The 14,143-nt window shown below is 63.1% G+C and carries 16 protein-coding genes; 5 read left to right on the top strand and 11 right to left on the bottom strand.

Going from position 1 to position 14,143, the window contains the following annotated elements:
* Positions 1-22: 22 nt before the first annotated feature.
* From AC1DX6_RS12325 to AC1DX6_RS12285, 9 genes are all read right to left on the bottom strand, one after another.
* Positions 23-1,291 (bottom strand): hypothetical protein, encoded by a 1,269-nt coding sequence (locus AC1DX6_RS12325; RefSeq protein WP_477313545.1) that lies wholly within the window; start codon positions 1,289-1,291, stop codon positions 23-25.
* A gap of 9 nt (positions 1,292-1,300) precedes the next feature.
* Positions 1,301-2,395: a hypothetical protein gene (locus AC1DX6_RS12320; protein WP_477313543.1), complete on the bottom strand. Its 1,095-nt coding sequence runs from the start codon at positions 2,393-2,395 to the stop codon at positions 1,301-1,303.
* A 12-nt stretch (positions 2,396-2,407) separates the two neighbouring features.
* Positions 2,408-2,920 (bottom strand): hypothetical protein, encoded by a 513-nt coding sequence (locus AC1DX6_RS12315; protein ID WP_477313541.1) that lies wholly within the window; start codon positions 2,918-2,920, stop codon positions 2,408-2,410.
* A 227-nt stretch (positions 2,921-3,147) separates the two neighbouring features.
* The gene (locus tag AC1DX6_RS12310; protein WP_477313539.1) at positions 3,148-3,621 is read right to left on the bottom strand and encodes a DUF992 domain-containing protein; all 474 of its coding nucleotides are present in this window, start codon (positions 3,619-3,621) and stop codon (positions 3,148-3,150) included.
* Positions 3,622-3,942: 321 nt separating this feature from the next.
* On the bottom strand, positions 3,943-4,797 hold the full coding sequence (locus AC1DX6_RS12305; RefSeq protein WP_477313537.1) for a tetratricopeptide repeat protein: 855 nt from the start codon (positions 4,795-4,797) through the stop codon (positions 3,943-3,945).
* 140 nt (positions 4,798-4,937) lie between these two features.
* Positions 4,938-5,216, bottom strand: a complete 279-nt coding sequence (rpsU, locus tag AC1DX6_RS12300) for a 30S ribosomal protein S21 (protein WP_023671138.1) — start codon at positions 5,214-5,216, stop codon at positions 4,938-4,940.
* 234 nt (positions 5,217-5,450) lie between these two features.
* The gene (locus AC1DX6_RS12295; protein WP_477313535.1) at positions 5,451-5,837 is read right to left on the bottom strand and encodes an SET domain-containing protein; all 387 of its coding nucleotides are present in this window, start codon (positions 5,835-5,837) and stop codon (positions 5,451-5,453) included.
* Between the two features lie 124 nt (positions 5,838-5,961).
* The gene (locus AC1DX6_RS12290; RefSeq protein WP_477313533.1) at positions 5,962-6,732 is read right to left on the bottom strand and encodes an SDR family oxidoreductase; all 771 of its coding nucleotides are present in this window, start codon (positions 6,730-6,732) and stop codon (positions 5,962-5,964) included.
* A gap of 107 nt (positions 6,733-6,839) precedes the next feature.
* Positions 6,840-7,208 carry a YrdB family protein gene (locus AC1DX6_RS12285; RefSeq protein WP_477313531.1) on the bottom strand — a complete coding sequence of 123 codons (369 nt, stop codon included), beginning with the start codon at positions 7,206-7,208 and terminating at the stop codon, positions 6,840-6,842.
* Positions 7,209-7,424: 216 nt separating this feature from the next.
* Between AC1DX6_RS12285 and AC1DX6_RS12280 the strand changes: the two genes are divergently transcribed.
* The 5 genes from AC1DX6_RS12280 (at position 7,425) to AC1DX6_RS12260 (ending at position 12,909) form a co-directional block, all read left to right on the top strand.
* Positions 7,425-8,678: a sarcosine oxidase subunit beta gene (locus AC1DX6_RS12280; RefSeq protein WP_477313529.1), complete on the top strand. Its 1,254-nt coding sequence runs from the start codon at positions 7,425-7,427 to the stop codon at positions 8,676-8,678.
* Between the two features lie 61 nt (positions 8,679-8,739).
* Entirely contained in the window at positions 8,740-9,036 is a 297-nt protein-coding gene (locus tag AC1DX6_RS12275; RefSeq protein WP_477313527.1) for a sarcosine oxidase subunit delta, read from the top strand.
* Positions 9,033-12,026: a sarcosine oxidase subunit alpha gene (locus AC1DX6_RS12270; RefSeq protein ID WP_477313525.1), complete on the top strand. Its 2,994-nt coding sequence runs from the start codon at positions 9,033-9,035 to the stop codon at positions 12,024-12,026. Before AC1DX6_RS12275 ends, AC1DX6_RS12270 begins: the two co-directional genes overlap by 4 nt.
* Positions 12,019-12,600, top strand: coding sequence for a sarcosine oxidase subunit gamma (locus AC1DX6_RS12265; RefSeq protein WP_477313523.1), 582 nt, complete (start codon positions 12,019-12,021; stop codon positions 12,598-12,600). The genes AC1DX6_RS12270 and AC1DX6_RS12265 overlap by 8 nt, the downstream gene beginning before the upstream one ends.
* Before the next feature lie 78 nt (positions 12,601-12,678).
* The gene (locus tag AC1DX6_RS12260) at positions 12,679-12,909 is read left to right on the top strand and encodes a hypothetical protein (protein ID WP_477313521.1); all 231 of its coding nucleotides are present in this window, start codon (positions 12,679-12,681) and stop codon (positions 12,907-12,909) included.
* 112 nt (positions 12,910-13,021) lie between these two features.
* Here AC1DX6_RS12260 and AC1DX6_RS12255 read toward each other — a convergent pair whose 3' ends face one another.
* Positions 13,022-13,258, bottom strand: a complete 237-nt coding sequence (locus AC1DX6_RS12255; RefSeq protein ID WP_477313519.1) for a DUF680 domain-containing protein — start codon at positions 13,256-13,258, stop codon at positions 13,022-13,024.
* 185 nt (positions 13,259-13,443) lie between these two features.
* Entirely contained in the window at positions 13,444-14,088 is a 645-nt protein-coding gene (locus tag AC1DX6_RS12250; protein ID WP_477313517.1) for a TetR/AcrR family transcriptional regulator, read from the bottom strand.
* Positions 14,089-14,143 lie beyond the last annotated feature (55 nt).

Raw genomic sequence — 14,143 nt, 5'->3', positions numbered from 1 at the left:
CTCGGCTGAAAAATTGGTGGACTCAATGCAGGTCCGGGGGGCGGTCGGGATCGTGGACCGGTGTGCAGCCATCGAGCACCGGGTGGACAGTCCATTGATGCTCAGGGCGTTTCTGGTTGTCGTCCACCGCTTGCTGTTCCGGGGTCAGAGGGTGGACGCCTGGGTCAACGACACGCGGGATCTCAGCGAGCAGATCGCACCAATGCTCCATATAGGCCTTGAACTGCACCGGGTCCTTGGGCACCGACTGCGGTCCGACCTTTTGGACCACGCGCGTCGCATGCATCTCGTTCCAGCCGTCATGGCCGCCGTCATAGACCCAGCGCCCACGCGCCACCACCCAGTCGTCGGCACCGATGGTCCCGCCGCCGACCAGCGCGTCGGCGGCGTCACCGTCATCGGCTAGGGCCCACGCTGCCGCGGCTGCGAGAAGTGCCAGAGGCGCCAATATGGCTTGCAGGATCTTGCACAGCGCGCCGAAGATGAAGTTCTTCTTGCACCATGATCCGCCGAGGCTGAAGGCATCCAGCGCCTTCAGCACGTCATGCGCCCGCGAGCCTTCGAATTCGCAGTGCAGGACCGGAACTCCGAACTTGGTGGTGTCGTTGCCCCAGCCGTTCTTGACCAGGAAATCGGCATAGGCGTCCTTGTCTTCGCCGGCCCCCCAGCCATAGTCGCGCCCGACGATCTCGGTCCATGCCTTGTAGGCGTTGTACATCGGATTGTAGACGACGGTTCGCTGATACGGCGAGAACTTGAGCTGCGGCACCTGCTCGGCAATGAGGTCGCCTTGCGGCTGTGACGGGTCGGTCGCGGCAAGGAACGGCTTTTTATCGGCGGGGTAGTCGTGACCGTCGGGGTCCAGCATGATCTTGTTTCGCGCCGACCAGCATTCGCTCACGCTGAGCGGCGCGAGCAGGACATTCATGGCGTAGTCATTGTCGATGTCTTCGATCGGGTTCTTGTCCTGTCCGACATCCTCGGTGTCGATGATCTGGCCGACGGCGCAGATCTGATTGCCGCCGTCACCGCATTTGCAGGCGTGGCTTTCGTCGCGGTAGAGGCAGACGAGCTTGCCATTGACCATCCAGTCCACCACCACCCTCAGGGCCGAGACGATGGCTGCCAGGACAATCGGACCGACGACAAGGCCGCCGGTGAACAAGGCCAGGAGGGCTGCGGCGATGGCGCCGCCAAGCAGCGCGTTCAGCACCGCCAGCCCCGTCATTTCGGCCATGGTGGTGAAATTGTTGGCTTCGACGCAAGAGGTGTATTGAGGTCCTTGTTTCATGGCAGCACCTCAATTGTGGACATAAAGCGTGACGCCGCCGACGAGATCGCCGCCGGCAACGCCGTTTATGTTGATGGCCTGCATCGGCACGAAGGCGTCGGTTGCCGTGATTTTCACGGTCACCATTTTCTCCTCGCCGGCGCGCAATTCGAGATGCTCGGCACCGTGGAAGTCGATCAGCCATCCCTCGGGCACCGGATGGGCACCTCGCCGGTGCGGCGCGAGACGGCCTTGCCCGACATCGCGGGAAGGCCTTTGGGTCTCGGCGGGCTTGCAGGCAGGCAGTGCCGGAATGGCATAGGCGTCGGCGGTGAGCGCGATCTTGCGATTGTCGGCCGAAATGTTGCGCAGCGGGAAGGTGAAGGTGGCGTCGGGCGAATTGAGTTTTTTCACGTCGACGTTCTTCTGGCCGAGATTGTTCAGCGGGTTGGCGTCATCGTCCCAGACAATCTCGGCCTGCAGGCAGTAGTGGCCGGCGGATGCCGGCGTCATCCAGCCAATTTTCGCCAAGGCAGGTGAATGCGACGAGCCCTTCACGCCCAGATTGACATGCGTTTCGCCGATGTAGTTGCGCACCGTGCCGATGCCGAAAGACAGGTAGTAGAAGCGGACCAGGAGATTGACGGCAGGCGCCTCGAGCGAGTTGTTCCAGATGCGGGCCTGGACGGTGTAGGCCTTCGCCGGCTTCAACTCGTGTGAGGGCACCGGTGCCGGGGACGGCGACGGATCGGCCGGGTCGAAAAGATCGATATCGGGATTGTCCCAGGTGATGGCGAGGCCGAGCGACATCAGCCAGCCCTGCGAATACAGAAACGGATCGGGTCGCTTGTAGATCGTTCCCGGAAGCTTCACGCCTTTCGACGGCGGGTGGCCTTCGGACCCTTGCCCCTTGGGATCAGCGGTCGCCTTCCAGCAGATCTTGGCGAGGATGCCAAGCAGGATTCGCATGCCGGCGATGGCGCCGAGCACCGCCAGCAGTGTCAGATAGGCCAGGAAAAGCCAGCGGCCCAACAGGAACAGAAGCAGCAGAAGCAGAAAGGCGAGCGCCAGCAACCAGGCAGGACGGTAGCGTATCTGGCAAAGCCATGACCACACGCTCGACATCGGGGCTTCCTCTCATTCTGGCAGAGCTACAGTCCTCATTTCCATGCTTTCGAGATCACGGCCGTATTCACGGCGCATCAACCGGACCAAAACTGTCTTCGCCCGATGCCGCGCCACCACGCGCGAGGCGACCGACACGCTTGTGCCGGTGGCCAGGAAAATCAGGCACGCTGTCAGCAGATGAGCCCAGCCGAAGGGATAGGTGCTGTCCTGCCGCGTCACCAGAACGATGCAAAGATAGACGGATGCCGCGATCAACGCCGCGCGCGAAGCGGCATCGCATCCGCAAACATCGAAGTGTTTCGAAAGTTGGCCGCCGATCAGCCGGCACGTGCGTTCATCGAGGCCGGCCAAGCCGGGCTCGATCACGATGCTTGCCGGTCTGAAGTGCAAATCGAACGTGTGGGTACGGAGCCGGGCCAGATCAGCATATTGGCGGACAACATAGATTTCTCGGCGGTCAACACCGGCGTGTGCGCCGGAACCCCGAGGCCACCAGGCCCGCAGCCGCTCGAAAATCCGCATCCCAGCCTCGCGACAAATCTACTGCTTGCAGCAAGAAATCTTCGACTGGTGGAAATCAAACAGGAGAGGACTAAAAGGCATCACTCCTGTTCACCCTTCCTAACAAGGGCGTGCAACAATACTAGCACTATACCGGGAAGACGGCCAGTCGGGGCCGCGGCCGTTTCGCTGATCGCGAAAACGGACGGCCTGTCTCACAGGCCGTCCGCAACCGATCGAGTACTTGCTTACTTGAACGAGTGGATCAGCTCCAGCGAGGTCACGGCAACCGCCACATTGACGCCGGTCTGCGCCTGCACGCTGAGCGGCTCCAGCACAAAGGCGCCGTCCAGGCCGCCGACGAGAAGGTTGGCGCCGCCGCCGGTCACCACGCTCGCCTCGGCGTTGACGCCGTAATAATGGCCGGCAAGGTCGCCCTGGTCATGGCTGCGCGTGGCAGCCAGAACCGCCCACACCAGCTGGCCCTGATGCGTCTGGCCGAGATCGACGCCGAGCTTGGAGATCATCCCCGTGTATTTCTCGGACGGTCCATGGTGGTAGGGGCGGAAGGTGCAGTCGACGCCCTTGTTCGACGTGACGACGTAACCGACGCCACCGTCGATGGTGCAATCGAGTGTGCCGAGTTGAAGCTTGCCAGCGCCGGCGGGAGCGACGAAAGCGGTGCTGGCGAGTGCCGCGGCACAGATGATTTTCTTGATCATGGTTCAGTCCTTTCGAAAATTGCCTTCAACAACGGTTGAATAGCCCGGAGCGTTCCGCCGAAAACTTGGCGCGATCAAGGCAAGGGTTAACGCTTTGCCCTCGCTGGTTAACATGAGGTGACAGTGTGCTGGTCGGAGCGCTCTAGTGGCGCCACAGACGCCCAAGTGCTGACCAGGCCTTGTCCAGAGGGCCTTGGTCCGGCAGTTCGATCAGCACCGTGCCATGGAAATCCTGGGGATAGCGCCGGTAGAAGTCGATATCGTTGACGACCTGCCGTCCACGAATGGCGCTGGTGACGGCAGGCGTCGCGCCGGCTGGGATCAGCCGGCGGTGGCGCTGGAAGTGCGCGACAGGCCGTCCTTGGCCGGCTGGTAGGTCGGGTCGAGATGGACCGCCTCGCGATAGGCCTTCGACGCCTTGACCTTGTCGCCGCGCCGCTCATAGACCAGCGCCTGGTTGGCCCAGGCCTCGGCGTTCTTGCCGTCGAGCTTGATGGCCATGTTGAAGTCGGCGAAGGCGTTGTCCTCGTCGTTCATGGCGAGGTAGGAGAGGCCGCGGCCGTTGTAGGGTTCGGCAGCGTCCGGCGCCAGCGAGATGGCGGTGGAGAAATCCTCGATGGCGAAGGCATGCTGGCCCTGGCTCTGATAGATCAGGCCGCGGTTGTGGTAGGCGCGCGCATCAGTGGTGTCGAGCTGGATCGCCTTCTGGAAATCGTTGAAGGCGTCCTGGGTCTTGCCTGCCTTGCGATAGAGATTGCCGCGGCCGATATAGGCGGCGTCATAATTCGAATTGATCTGGATCGAGCGGTTGTAGTCGGCAAGCGCCGCTGCCTGATTGCCGAGGAAGCGCTGGATGAGGGCGCGGTTCGAATAAGCCTGGTAGAAATTCGGATTGAGCTGAATGGCGGTGTCGAAGTCGTTCAGCGCCGCCTGATACTGGCCGCCGCGGCCATAGGCCGAGCCGCGCACATTGTAGCCTTCCGGATCCTGTGGGCTGCGCTGGATCACGGCCGACAGCGAGGAAATGTTCTCGCTCGAGCCCTGCGCCTTGTCGATGTTGTTGAATTCGCCGGTCGGGGCCGTCTGGCAGCCAGCAAGCGCCAACCCGGAAATCAGGGCTGCCGTCAGGGCGAAACCGCGCAATGCAGTCCTGCGCTCTACGCTGATTGCGTTCATGTCTGCCCTGTCCTCACTTCAGTCGCGTCGCTCAGTCCGGGTCCCCCCTCCGGGCCGGGTCACACGTCAAAACAAAAAGGTGGCGGCGATTCCGCATCGCGCCACCTTGGATATCCTTCAAAAAGGACGAAAAATTGGCGTCAGAACCGCGGCGGACGCGGAGCGCCACCAGGACCGCCGGCAGCACCAGCCGCCACGGGGCGCGGCGTCATCGGCAGCAGACCTTCGCGCTGGGCACGCTTGCGGGCCAGCTTGCGGGCGCGGCGCACGGCCTCGGCCTTTTCACGGGCGCGCTTCTCGGAAGGCTTCTCGTAATGTCCGCGCATCTTCATTTCGCGGAAAATGCCTTCGCGCTGCATCTTTTTCTTGAGCGCGCGAAGCGCCTGATCAACATTGTTGTCGCGGACGAGTACCTGCACGGGCAATCCTGTCTTTCGGGTTTGATATCAACAGGCAAGCGGCCATAGCCACTAGCCTCCGCAGCGGTTTCCACCACGAATTGTGGCGGCTGATAGCAGAATCAGGCCGCGCTGTCCACAGCCGAAATGCACATCAGCGGCCAAAGCGGCGGTGGTCGCCATGAGATAAACGGTGACTCTTGTTTGAGCACGATCTTTTCCGAAAACCGGTTCCCACTTTTCGGGATCGTGCTTTTAAGCCGTGGCCAGGTGAAGCTCTTCGAAACCCTCGAAGAATTCGCCGTAATCGCAGGTTATTTCCTCGCCCGCCGCGATGTCGCGGGTGGCGGTGGCTCCACCGTACTGCGAAAAATCCGTGTTCGGCCTGTCGGCATGGTTCATGAAGCGCCCATTGTCGACCTCATAGACCATGAAGCCGGGCCGGTCGGGGCTTGGATAGGCGTATCTGTCGAGCAATTCCCTGAGATGCGAGGGTGCCGCCTCATATTTCTCCATCGGGATCAGCCGGTCGAAATCCGGATCGAGCCGCCAGATCGACGCCCCCTTGCTGATCGGGTCGGCGGCGAACACGCCGACGCCTTCGATGGCACTCGCCGCAACATAGGTTCTGATCAGCAGCATGGTTCCCGCCCGTCTTCGAACAGAAGTCTTCGAAGACAGACGGAATCGCCAAATCGCGCCGAAAAAGCAAGGCCGGTTTTGAGACATTGTGGCCTGCGCGCGGGCGCGCCGGCCACAAAATGCATCACGTCCGGTTGATCGAGACGCCGCCATCGGCAAACAGCGCCGTTCCGGTGGTGAAGCTCGACGCGTCCGAAGCCAGATAGAGCGCCGAGCGGGCGATCTCTTCCGGCCGCGCAATGCGCTTCAGCGCATGCAGGCCTTCAACAAAAGCCAGCACCTCGGGACCGGCATCCGGTGCGTTGGTGATGCTTGCCGGCGTGTCGGTGCCGCCCGGCATCAGCGCGTTGACCCGCACGCCCTTGGGGCCGTATTCGGCGGCCAACACCTGCGTCAATCCGATCAGCCCGGCCTTGCTCGCGGCATAGCTGGTCATGCCGGGCATGCCGACCGTATTGCCGACAAAGGTCGAGGTGAAGATCAGCGAGCCGCCGCCGCGTTCGACCATTGCCGGCACCTGATACTTCGCGCCGAGGAATGCGCTGGTCAAATTGGTGTCGAGCGCCTCTTGCCAGCCTTTGAGTGACAATTCCGAGATGGGACCCATGGCGCCGACCGAGCCGACATTGTTGAAGGCGATATCGAGCCCACCGAACCTGCCGACCGCCAGTTCGACGAGGGCTTTTGCATAGGCTTCTTCGGTGACGTCGCCGGCAAGGGCGATCGCCGTGCCGTCGGCGTCCTCGATTTCGGCGACAAGCGCGTCAAGCTCGGCCTGGCGGCGGGCAGCGACGATGATCCTGGCGCCTTCCTCGGCAAAGAGTTTTGCCGTGGCGCGGCCGATGCCGGAACTGGCGCCGGTGATGATGGCGACCTTGTTGGCGAGTGCGAGCATTTTTCTGCATCCTTTTGTTCGCGCCAGCTTCGCCGGCAATTGGATGCTTTGGTCGCAGACAGGGGCGGCGCGAGCCACCCGATACCTGCGAAGGCGGTCAACACGAGCTATTGCCTTAGCAGCCAGCCGAGCCGGTCGAGCGAAAACGCGTAGCTGACGACAATCAGCAAGGCGACGATGATGCCCGTGGTCACGTAGCCGGCCGCATAGAATCCGGCTGCGCCGCCGAACAGGATGACGAGTTCAAGCACCAGCCGCACCGCGCCGGGAACCGGCACCGGTGCGCGCCCCGAGCGGCTTGGATCGTTGAGCACGGCAAAGGTTCCCCAGAGCGCGGCCGCGATAAGTGGCACGGCCAAGGCGAGGAGCCAGCGCCACCACCCACCGGAAAAACTCCAGCCTGCCATGCCGAGGCCGAGCAAAGCGGCAAGCTCCAGCAAGAAGCGCAATGTCAGATTCCACCAGGCGTTACCCAATCGTCCTCCGAATCCCTGAACCGGAGGGATAGTGGCGAAAGGCGGTCCGATCGGCCAGCCCCGGATGCGTCATTTTGGTCGCGGCGCAAAACGGCAAGCGCCGTCGCAAACAGCGCAAGGGTGGCAGCGCTGTTTCGCTAGTGATACACCTCGCGCGCCGGAGCCTGAACGAATGCCCGGCGGCAATCCGCGAGACCTTTGGCGCGAGGCTGGAACGTGAAAAAATATTCGGTATTCGCCATCGCCCGCGAGGCCATGCGCGGCCACAAGGGCTGGGAGGAACAGTGGTCCTCGCCGGAGCCGAAGAAGGAATACGACGTCATCATCGTCGGCGCCGGCGGCCATGGGCTGGCGACGGCCTATTATCTCGCCACGGTGCACGGCATCACCAATGTCGCGGTGCTGGAAAAGGGCTGGCTCGGCGGCGGCAACACTGGCCGCAACACCACCATCATCCGCTCCAACTATCTCTATGACGAGAGCGCCGGCATCTACGATCACGCGCTGAAGCTGTGGGACGGGCTCAGCCAGGAGCTCAACTACAACGTCATGTATTCGCCGCGCGGCGTCATGATGCTGGCCCATAATGTGCACGACATCCAGGTGCTGAAGCGCCATGTCCATGCCAACCGGCTGAACGGCATCGACAATGAATGGTTATCGCCGGAAGCGGCGAAGGAATTTTGCCCGCCGCTCAACATCTCCAAGGACGCCCGCTATCCCGTCGTCGGTGCGGCGCTGCAGCGCCGCGGCGGCACGGCGCGGCACGATGCGGTTGCCTGGGGCTATGCGCGCGGCGCTTCGGCGCGTGGCGTCCACATCATCCAGAACTGCGAAGTCACCGGGGTAAAGCGGGCGCCGAACGGCGCGGTCATGGGCGTCGATACGACGCGCGGCTTCATCGGCGCCAAGAAGGTCGGCGTGGTCGCCGCCGGCCACTCCTCGGTGATCATGAACATGGCCGGCGTGCGCATGCCGCTGGAAAGCTATCCGCTGCAGGCGCTGGTGTCGGAGCCGGTCAAGCCGGTATTCCCATGCGTGGTGATGTCGAACACGGTGCACGCCTATATCTCGCAGTCCGACAAGGGCGAACTGGTGATCGGCGCCGGCACCGACCAGTATGTCTCCTATTCGCAGACCGGCGGCCTGCACATTCTCCAGCATACGCTCGACGCCATCTGCGAGATGTTCCCGATGTTCACGCGCATGAAGATGCTGCGTTCCTGGGGCGGCATCGTCGATGTGACGCCCGACCGTTCGCCGATCCTGGCCAAGACGCCGGTATCAGGCCTCTACGTCAATTGCGGCTGGGGCACGGGCGGCTTCAAGGCGACGCCGGGCTCGGGCCATGTCTTTGCCCACACCATAGCGAAAGACGATCCGCATCCGATCAACGCGCCTTTCACCATCGAGCGCTTCCGCAGCGGCCGCCTCATCGACGAGGCAGCGGCGGCGGCAGTGGCGCACTGAGCACCGCAGACTTTGCAATCAACCGGCCATCGGCCACGGCGAATTGTAGGAACGAAATAGAATGCTTCTCATCCGCTGCCCCTATTGCGAGGAAGAGCGTCCGGAGCTCGAGTTCCGCAACGCCGGCGAGGCGCATATTGCGCGTTCGGCCAACATGGCCGGCGAGAGCGATGACGATTTCGAAAAGTTCTTCTTCATCCGCTCGAATCCCAAAGGCATCATCTATGAGCGCTGGCGGCACATGCATGGCTGCGCGCGGTTCTTCAACGCCGTGCGCGACACCGTCACCGACAAGTTCCTGATGACCTACAAGGCCGGCGAACCGAAACCGTCAAAACTGCCGGGAGTTGCCCAATGAGTGGCGCGTTCCGCATTCCCGGCGCCGGGCGTCTGAAGCAGGCCAAGACCGCCCGCTTCAGCTTCGACGGCCAGTCCTACGCCGGCATCGAAGGCGACACGCTGGCCTCGGCGCTGCTTGCCAATGGCGTGCATCTGGTGGGACGTTCGTTCAAGTACCACCGTCCGCGCGGCTTCCTGTCCGCCGGCGCGGAAGAGCCGAACGCGCTGGTCGAGATCAAGCGCGATGCGGCGCGCAAGGCGCCGAACATCCGCGCCACCGTGCAGGAGCTCTATGAGGGGCTCGACGCGAGCTCGCAGAACCGCTGGCCGTCGCTGGCCTTTGACGTTGGCGCGGTCAACGACATTGCCTCGCCGCTGTTTTCGGCCGGCTTCTACTACAAGACCTTCATGTGGCCGAAGGCGGCCTGGAAGAACCTCTACGAGCCGAAGATCCGGGCTGCGGCCGGTCTTGGCGTCGCCCCCGACAAGCCGGATCCCGACCACTACTCCGCCCGCTTTGCCCATTGCGATGTGCTGGTGGTGGGCGGTGGCGCCGCCGGCATTGCCGCAGCCCTCGCCGCAGCCGAGACCGGCGCGCGCGTCATTCTTGCCGACGAACAGGCGGATTTCGGCGGCAGCTTGCGTTTCGAATCCGGCGCGAAGATAGACGGCCAGGATGGTTATGCCTGGGCGCAAGCCACGGTCGCCAAACTCAGGGCGATGGACAATGTCCGCGTGCTGTCGCGCACGACCGCCTTTGGCTACTACGCGCAGAATTTCGTCGGCCTGGTCGAACGGGTCAGCGACCATCTGCAAAGCCCCGGCCGCGACCTGCCACGCGAGCGGCTTTGGCAGGTTCGCGCCAGGCACGTCGTGCTGGCGACCGGCGCAATCGAGCGGCACATGGTGTTTGCCGACAATGATCGGCCGGGCGTCATGCTGGCGTCCGCCGCACGCACCTATCTCAACCACTACGGCGTCGCGGTCGGCAGGAATGTCGGTGTCTACACCGCCAATGATTCCGCCTATGCTGCTGCGATCGACCTGAAGAAGGCCGGTGTCAACGTGGCGGCCATCGTCGACCTGCGCGACAACCCGACCGGACCGGTCATCGACGCGGCGAGGGCGCTCGGTATCGAGGTCAATTTCGGCCGCGCGGTGATCCGCGCAGGCGGAAAATTGCGCGTGTCGTCGATGACCGTGCAGCCGAAGAATGGCGGCGGCGAGCGTACCATTCCGGTCGACGCGATCCTGATGTCGGCCGGCTGGACGCCGTCGGTGCATCTGTTCTCGCAGTCACGCGGCAAGGTCGCCTTCAACGACGAGACCAAGCGCTTCGTGCCCGGCGCTTATGCGCAGGATTGCGTCTCTGTCGGCGCCTGCAACGGCACGGACGGGCTGTCGGCGACGATCGACGAGGCCTATGCGGCCGGCGCCAAGGCAGCGAAGGATGCTGGCGCCAAGGCGGCAAAAGGCAGCAAGCCGAAGGTCGACGCAAGCGAGAGCTGGTCACGCGGCATGCTGGGCGCCGCCCCCGGCGCCGGGCCTGATACGACGGTGAAGGCCTTCGTCGATTTCCAGAACGACGTCACCGCCAAGGATATCCGCCAGGCGGTGCATGAAGGCATGCGCTCGATCGAGCACGTCAAGCGCTTCACCACCAACGGCATGGCGACCGACCAGGGCAAGACCTCCAACATGCACGGCCTGGCGATTGCCGCCGAGACGCTGGGCAAGCCGATCCCACAGGTTGGCCTGACGACGTTCCGGGCGCCCTACACGCCGGTGACGTTCGGCGCCATCATCGGCCACGCGCGGGGTCCGCTGTTCGATCCGACCCGCAAGACGGCGATCCATTCCTGGGCGGCAGCCCAGGGCGCGGTGTTCGAGGATGTCGGCCAGTGGAAGCGCGCCTGGTATTTCCCGAGGGGTGGCGAGGATATGCATGCCGCCGTCGACCGCGAATGTGTGACCGTGCGCAAGACCGCCGGCCTGTTCGATGCCTCGACGCTGGGCAAGATCGAAGTGGTCGGGCCTGACGCGGCCAAGTTCATGGAACTGCTCTACACCAACCCATGGGAGAAGCTCGAGCCCGGCCGCTGCCGCTATGGCATCATGCTGCGCGAGGACGGTTTCATCTACGACGACGGCGTCGTCGGCCGACTGGCGCCGGATCGCTTCCATGTGACGACGACGACCGGCGGCGCGCCGCGCGTCATGAACCACATGGAGGATTATCTCCAGACCGAATTCCCGCATCTCAATGTCTGGCTGACCTCGATCACCGAACAGTGGGCGGTCATCGCTGTGCAAGGTCCTAAGTCGCGCGATATCATCGCGCCGCTGGTCGAAGGCATCGACATGTCGGACGAGGCGCTGCCGCATATGTCGGTGCGCGAAGGCAAGATTTGCGGCGTGCCGACACGGCTGTTTCGCATGTCGTTCACCGGCGAGCGCGGTTTTGAGGTCAACGTGCCGGCCGACTATGGCCAGGCGGTCTGGGAAGCGCTGTGGGCCGAGGGCCAGAAGCATGGCGCGGCCGCCTACGGCACCGAGTCGATGCACGTGCTGCGCGCCGAAAAGGGCTACATCATCGTCGGCCAGGATACTGACGGCACGGTGACGCCGAATGACGCCGGGCTCGACTGGGCGGTCGGCAAGAAGAAGGCCGATTTCGTCGGCATCCGCGGCATGGCGCGGCCGGACCTGGTGGCCAAGGGCCGCAAGCAGCTTGTCGGCCTGAAGACCAAGGACCCGAAAGTGGTGCTGGAAGAAGGCGCCCAGATCGTCGAGGACCCGAAGCAGGCGATCCCGATGAAGATGATCGGCCACGTCACCTCCAGCTACTGGTCGGAAAATTGCGGCCGCTCGATCGCGCTGGCGCTGGTCGCCGGCGGCCGCGACCGGATGGGCGACACGCTCTATGTGCCGATGCCGAACGGGGTGATCGAAGTGGAGGTCACCGGCATGGTGTTCTTCGACGAGACGGGAGGGCGCCTCAATGGCTAAGGCTGCTGCGAAGACGACATCCACTGCCGCGGCTTCGGTTGAACGCCGTGCCGCGCTCGCCGGTCAGGAGCTTTCCGCCACCGGCGTCAAGCTGGCTATCCTGCCGCCGGCGGAGCGCATTTCGCTGCGCGCCCCGGAGGCTTCGGTTGCAGCACTGTCCAAGGCGCTCGGCGTGACCGTGCCACAGAAGCCGAAGACCTCGGCAACAAAGGCCGGGCGAACGGCTTTGTGGCTCGGTCCTGACGAATGGCTGGTCATCGACGAGGGTGGAAAAGACCTGCTTGCCGATTGCGCCAAGGTTAGCGCTCTGCATTCGGCGGTCGGCATCTCGCATCGAAATATTGCCATATCGGTCACCGGCCCGGCCGCCGCTACGACGGTCAATGCGGGCTGTCCGCAGGATCTGTCGCTCGAGGCTTTTCCGGTGGGGGCGTGCTCGCGTACCATTCTGGGCAAGGTCGAGATCGTGCTGCTGCGCACCGCCACTGATGCCTTCCGGGTCGAATGCTGGCGTTCCTTCTCCGATTATGTCTTTACTTTCCTGTCGGAGGCGGCAGTCGACGCGGCGGCGTAGAGCAATCCTTTTCGGATTGCTCCGGGAACGTCTGCCGTGCCCGATCGTTCTGCGTCAGCCAGTCGAGGGAGAACGCCGATGCCGTCGAAATCCGCGCCGAAGTCACCGGTCAAGAAGACGCCGGCCGTCCGCTCGCTCGAACATGAGCAGCATCACGAGGTGAGTGCGGAAGAGGAACTCGAGGAAGGTCTCGAGGATACGTTTCCGGCCAGCGATCCGGTGTCGATCACCGCAACGTCCATTTCCGGTGCGCCGGCCAGACCCGGCAAGGCCAAGGTCGTGGCGGGAATGAAGAAACCCAAGACATAAGCTCTGACCGGGCTGCAGCGGAAGCGGGCCGAAGCGGTTATGAAAACGGGCGGCCAGGAGATCCTGCCGCCCTTTGTCGTTGTGCCGTTCTTGGTCAGGCTACCGGGTCAGCTCAGAACGAGCTGGGCACGATCCACGGATTGATCTCGATGCCGAGCCGCGGGCCCTTGCTGTCGGCCTTGGCGTCGGATTTTTCGACCGAGCCGGTCGCGCTGCAATCGAGCTTCACATTGGTCTTGGTGTCGACGCAGACAGCTGCGGGCACATGCTTGCTCGGCTGGCTCGTGCCGGCGAAGGCGGCGCCCGAGAACGCCAATACGGCTGCAAGGGTGAGGATTGCCTTTTTCATCGTCAGTCTCCGTTTTCGACCGTTGAAGTTCTTCCGTACATGTACGGTCTTATGTACAGATACGCCTGCCGATCACGAAGTTCAAGCCAAAATCGTACGCGTACGGTAAACTTTTTGTTAACCAAGAAACTCGCCCTCGGTTTGGCTGGGAAGGCTGGCGAGGAAATAGGGAGACGAAAGGCCGTTCAGCAGTTGACCGGCGTCTCGGTCAGCGGCGGCACGTTTTGCGTGCTGAGCGTGGCCAGCGTGAAATCGCACATCCGCTTCACGAAAGCCTGCGGATCGCCAAAGGGGTAAAACGGAAAGGTGATCAGCAGCGAGATCGTACCGTGGCCGACTGCCCACAGCATGGTGGCGATGGCGCGCGGGTCGCCTTGCAACTTGCCGGCGGCGACGCAGGCTTCGACCCTCGAGATCAGCACCTTCATCGCCGGGTTGCCTTCTTCCATGTCCTCGTAGCTCCTGCCTTCCGGCAGCTTGGTCTTTTCGGTCATGAACACGGTGCGGTATTCGTTGGGATTGCCGAGCCCGAAGGCGGCATACTCGGTCATCACCGCTTGCAACGCCTCGATCGGATCGTCGGAGGGATGCTCTTCAATGCGTCGGGCAAGGGTTTCGAACGCATCCTCGGCCAGCGCGAACAGAATGTCCTGCTTGTCGGCGAAATAGGAATAGACCGACATCGGCGCATAGCCGACCCGCTTGGCCAGCTTGCGGATGGTCAGGCCCTCATAGCCTTCTTCCTGAACGAGCTTGTGGGCTGCGGCAACCAGTTCGGAACGCAGTTCGGCTTTTTGTTTCTCGCGGCGTTTCTGGACGCTCAGCGGCAATGTCTGCTGCCTTTGGTTGGTTGGTGCCTATCTAAATTATATACGCTGTACGAAA

This window comes from Mesorhizobium sp. P2_C4 (assembly GCF_056404575.1).
This window is presented reverse-complemented; position numbering and strand designations above follow the sequence as displayed.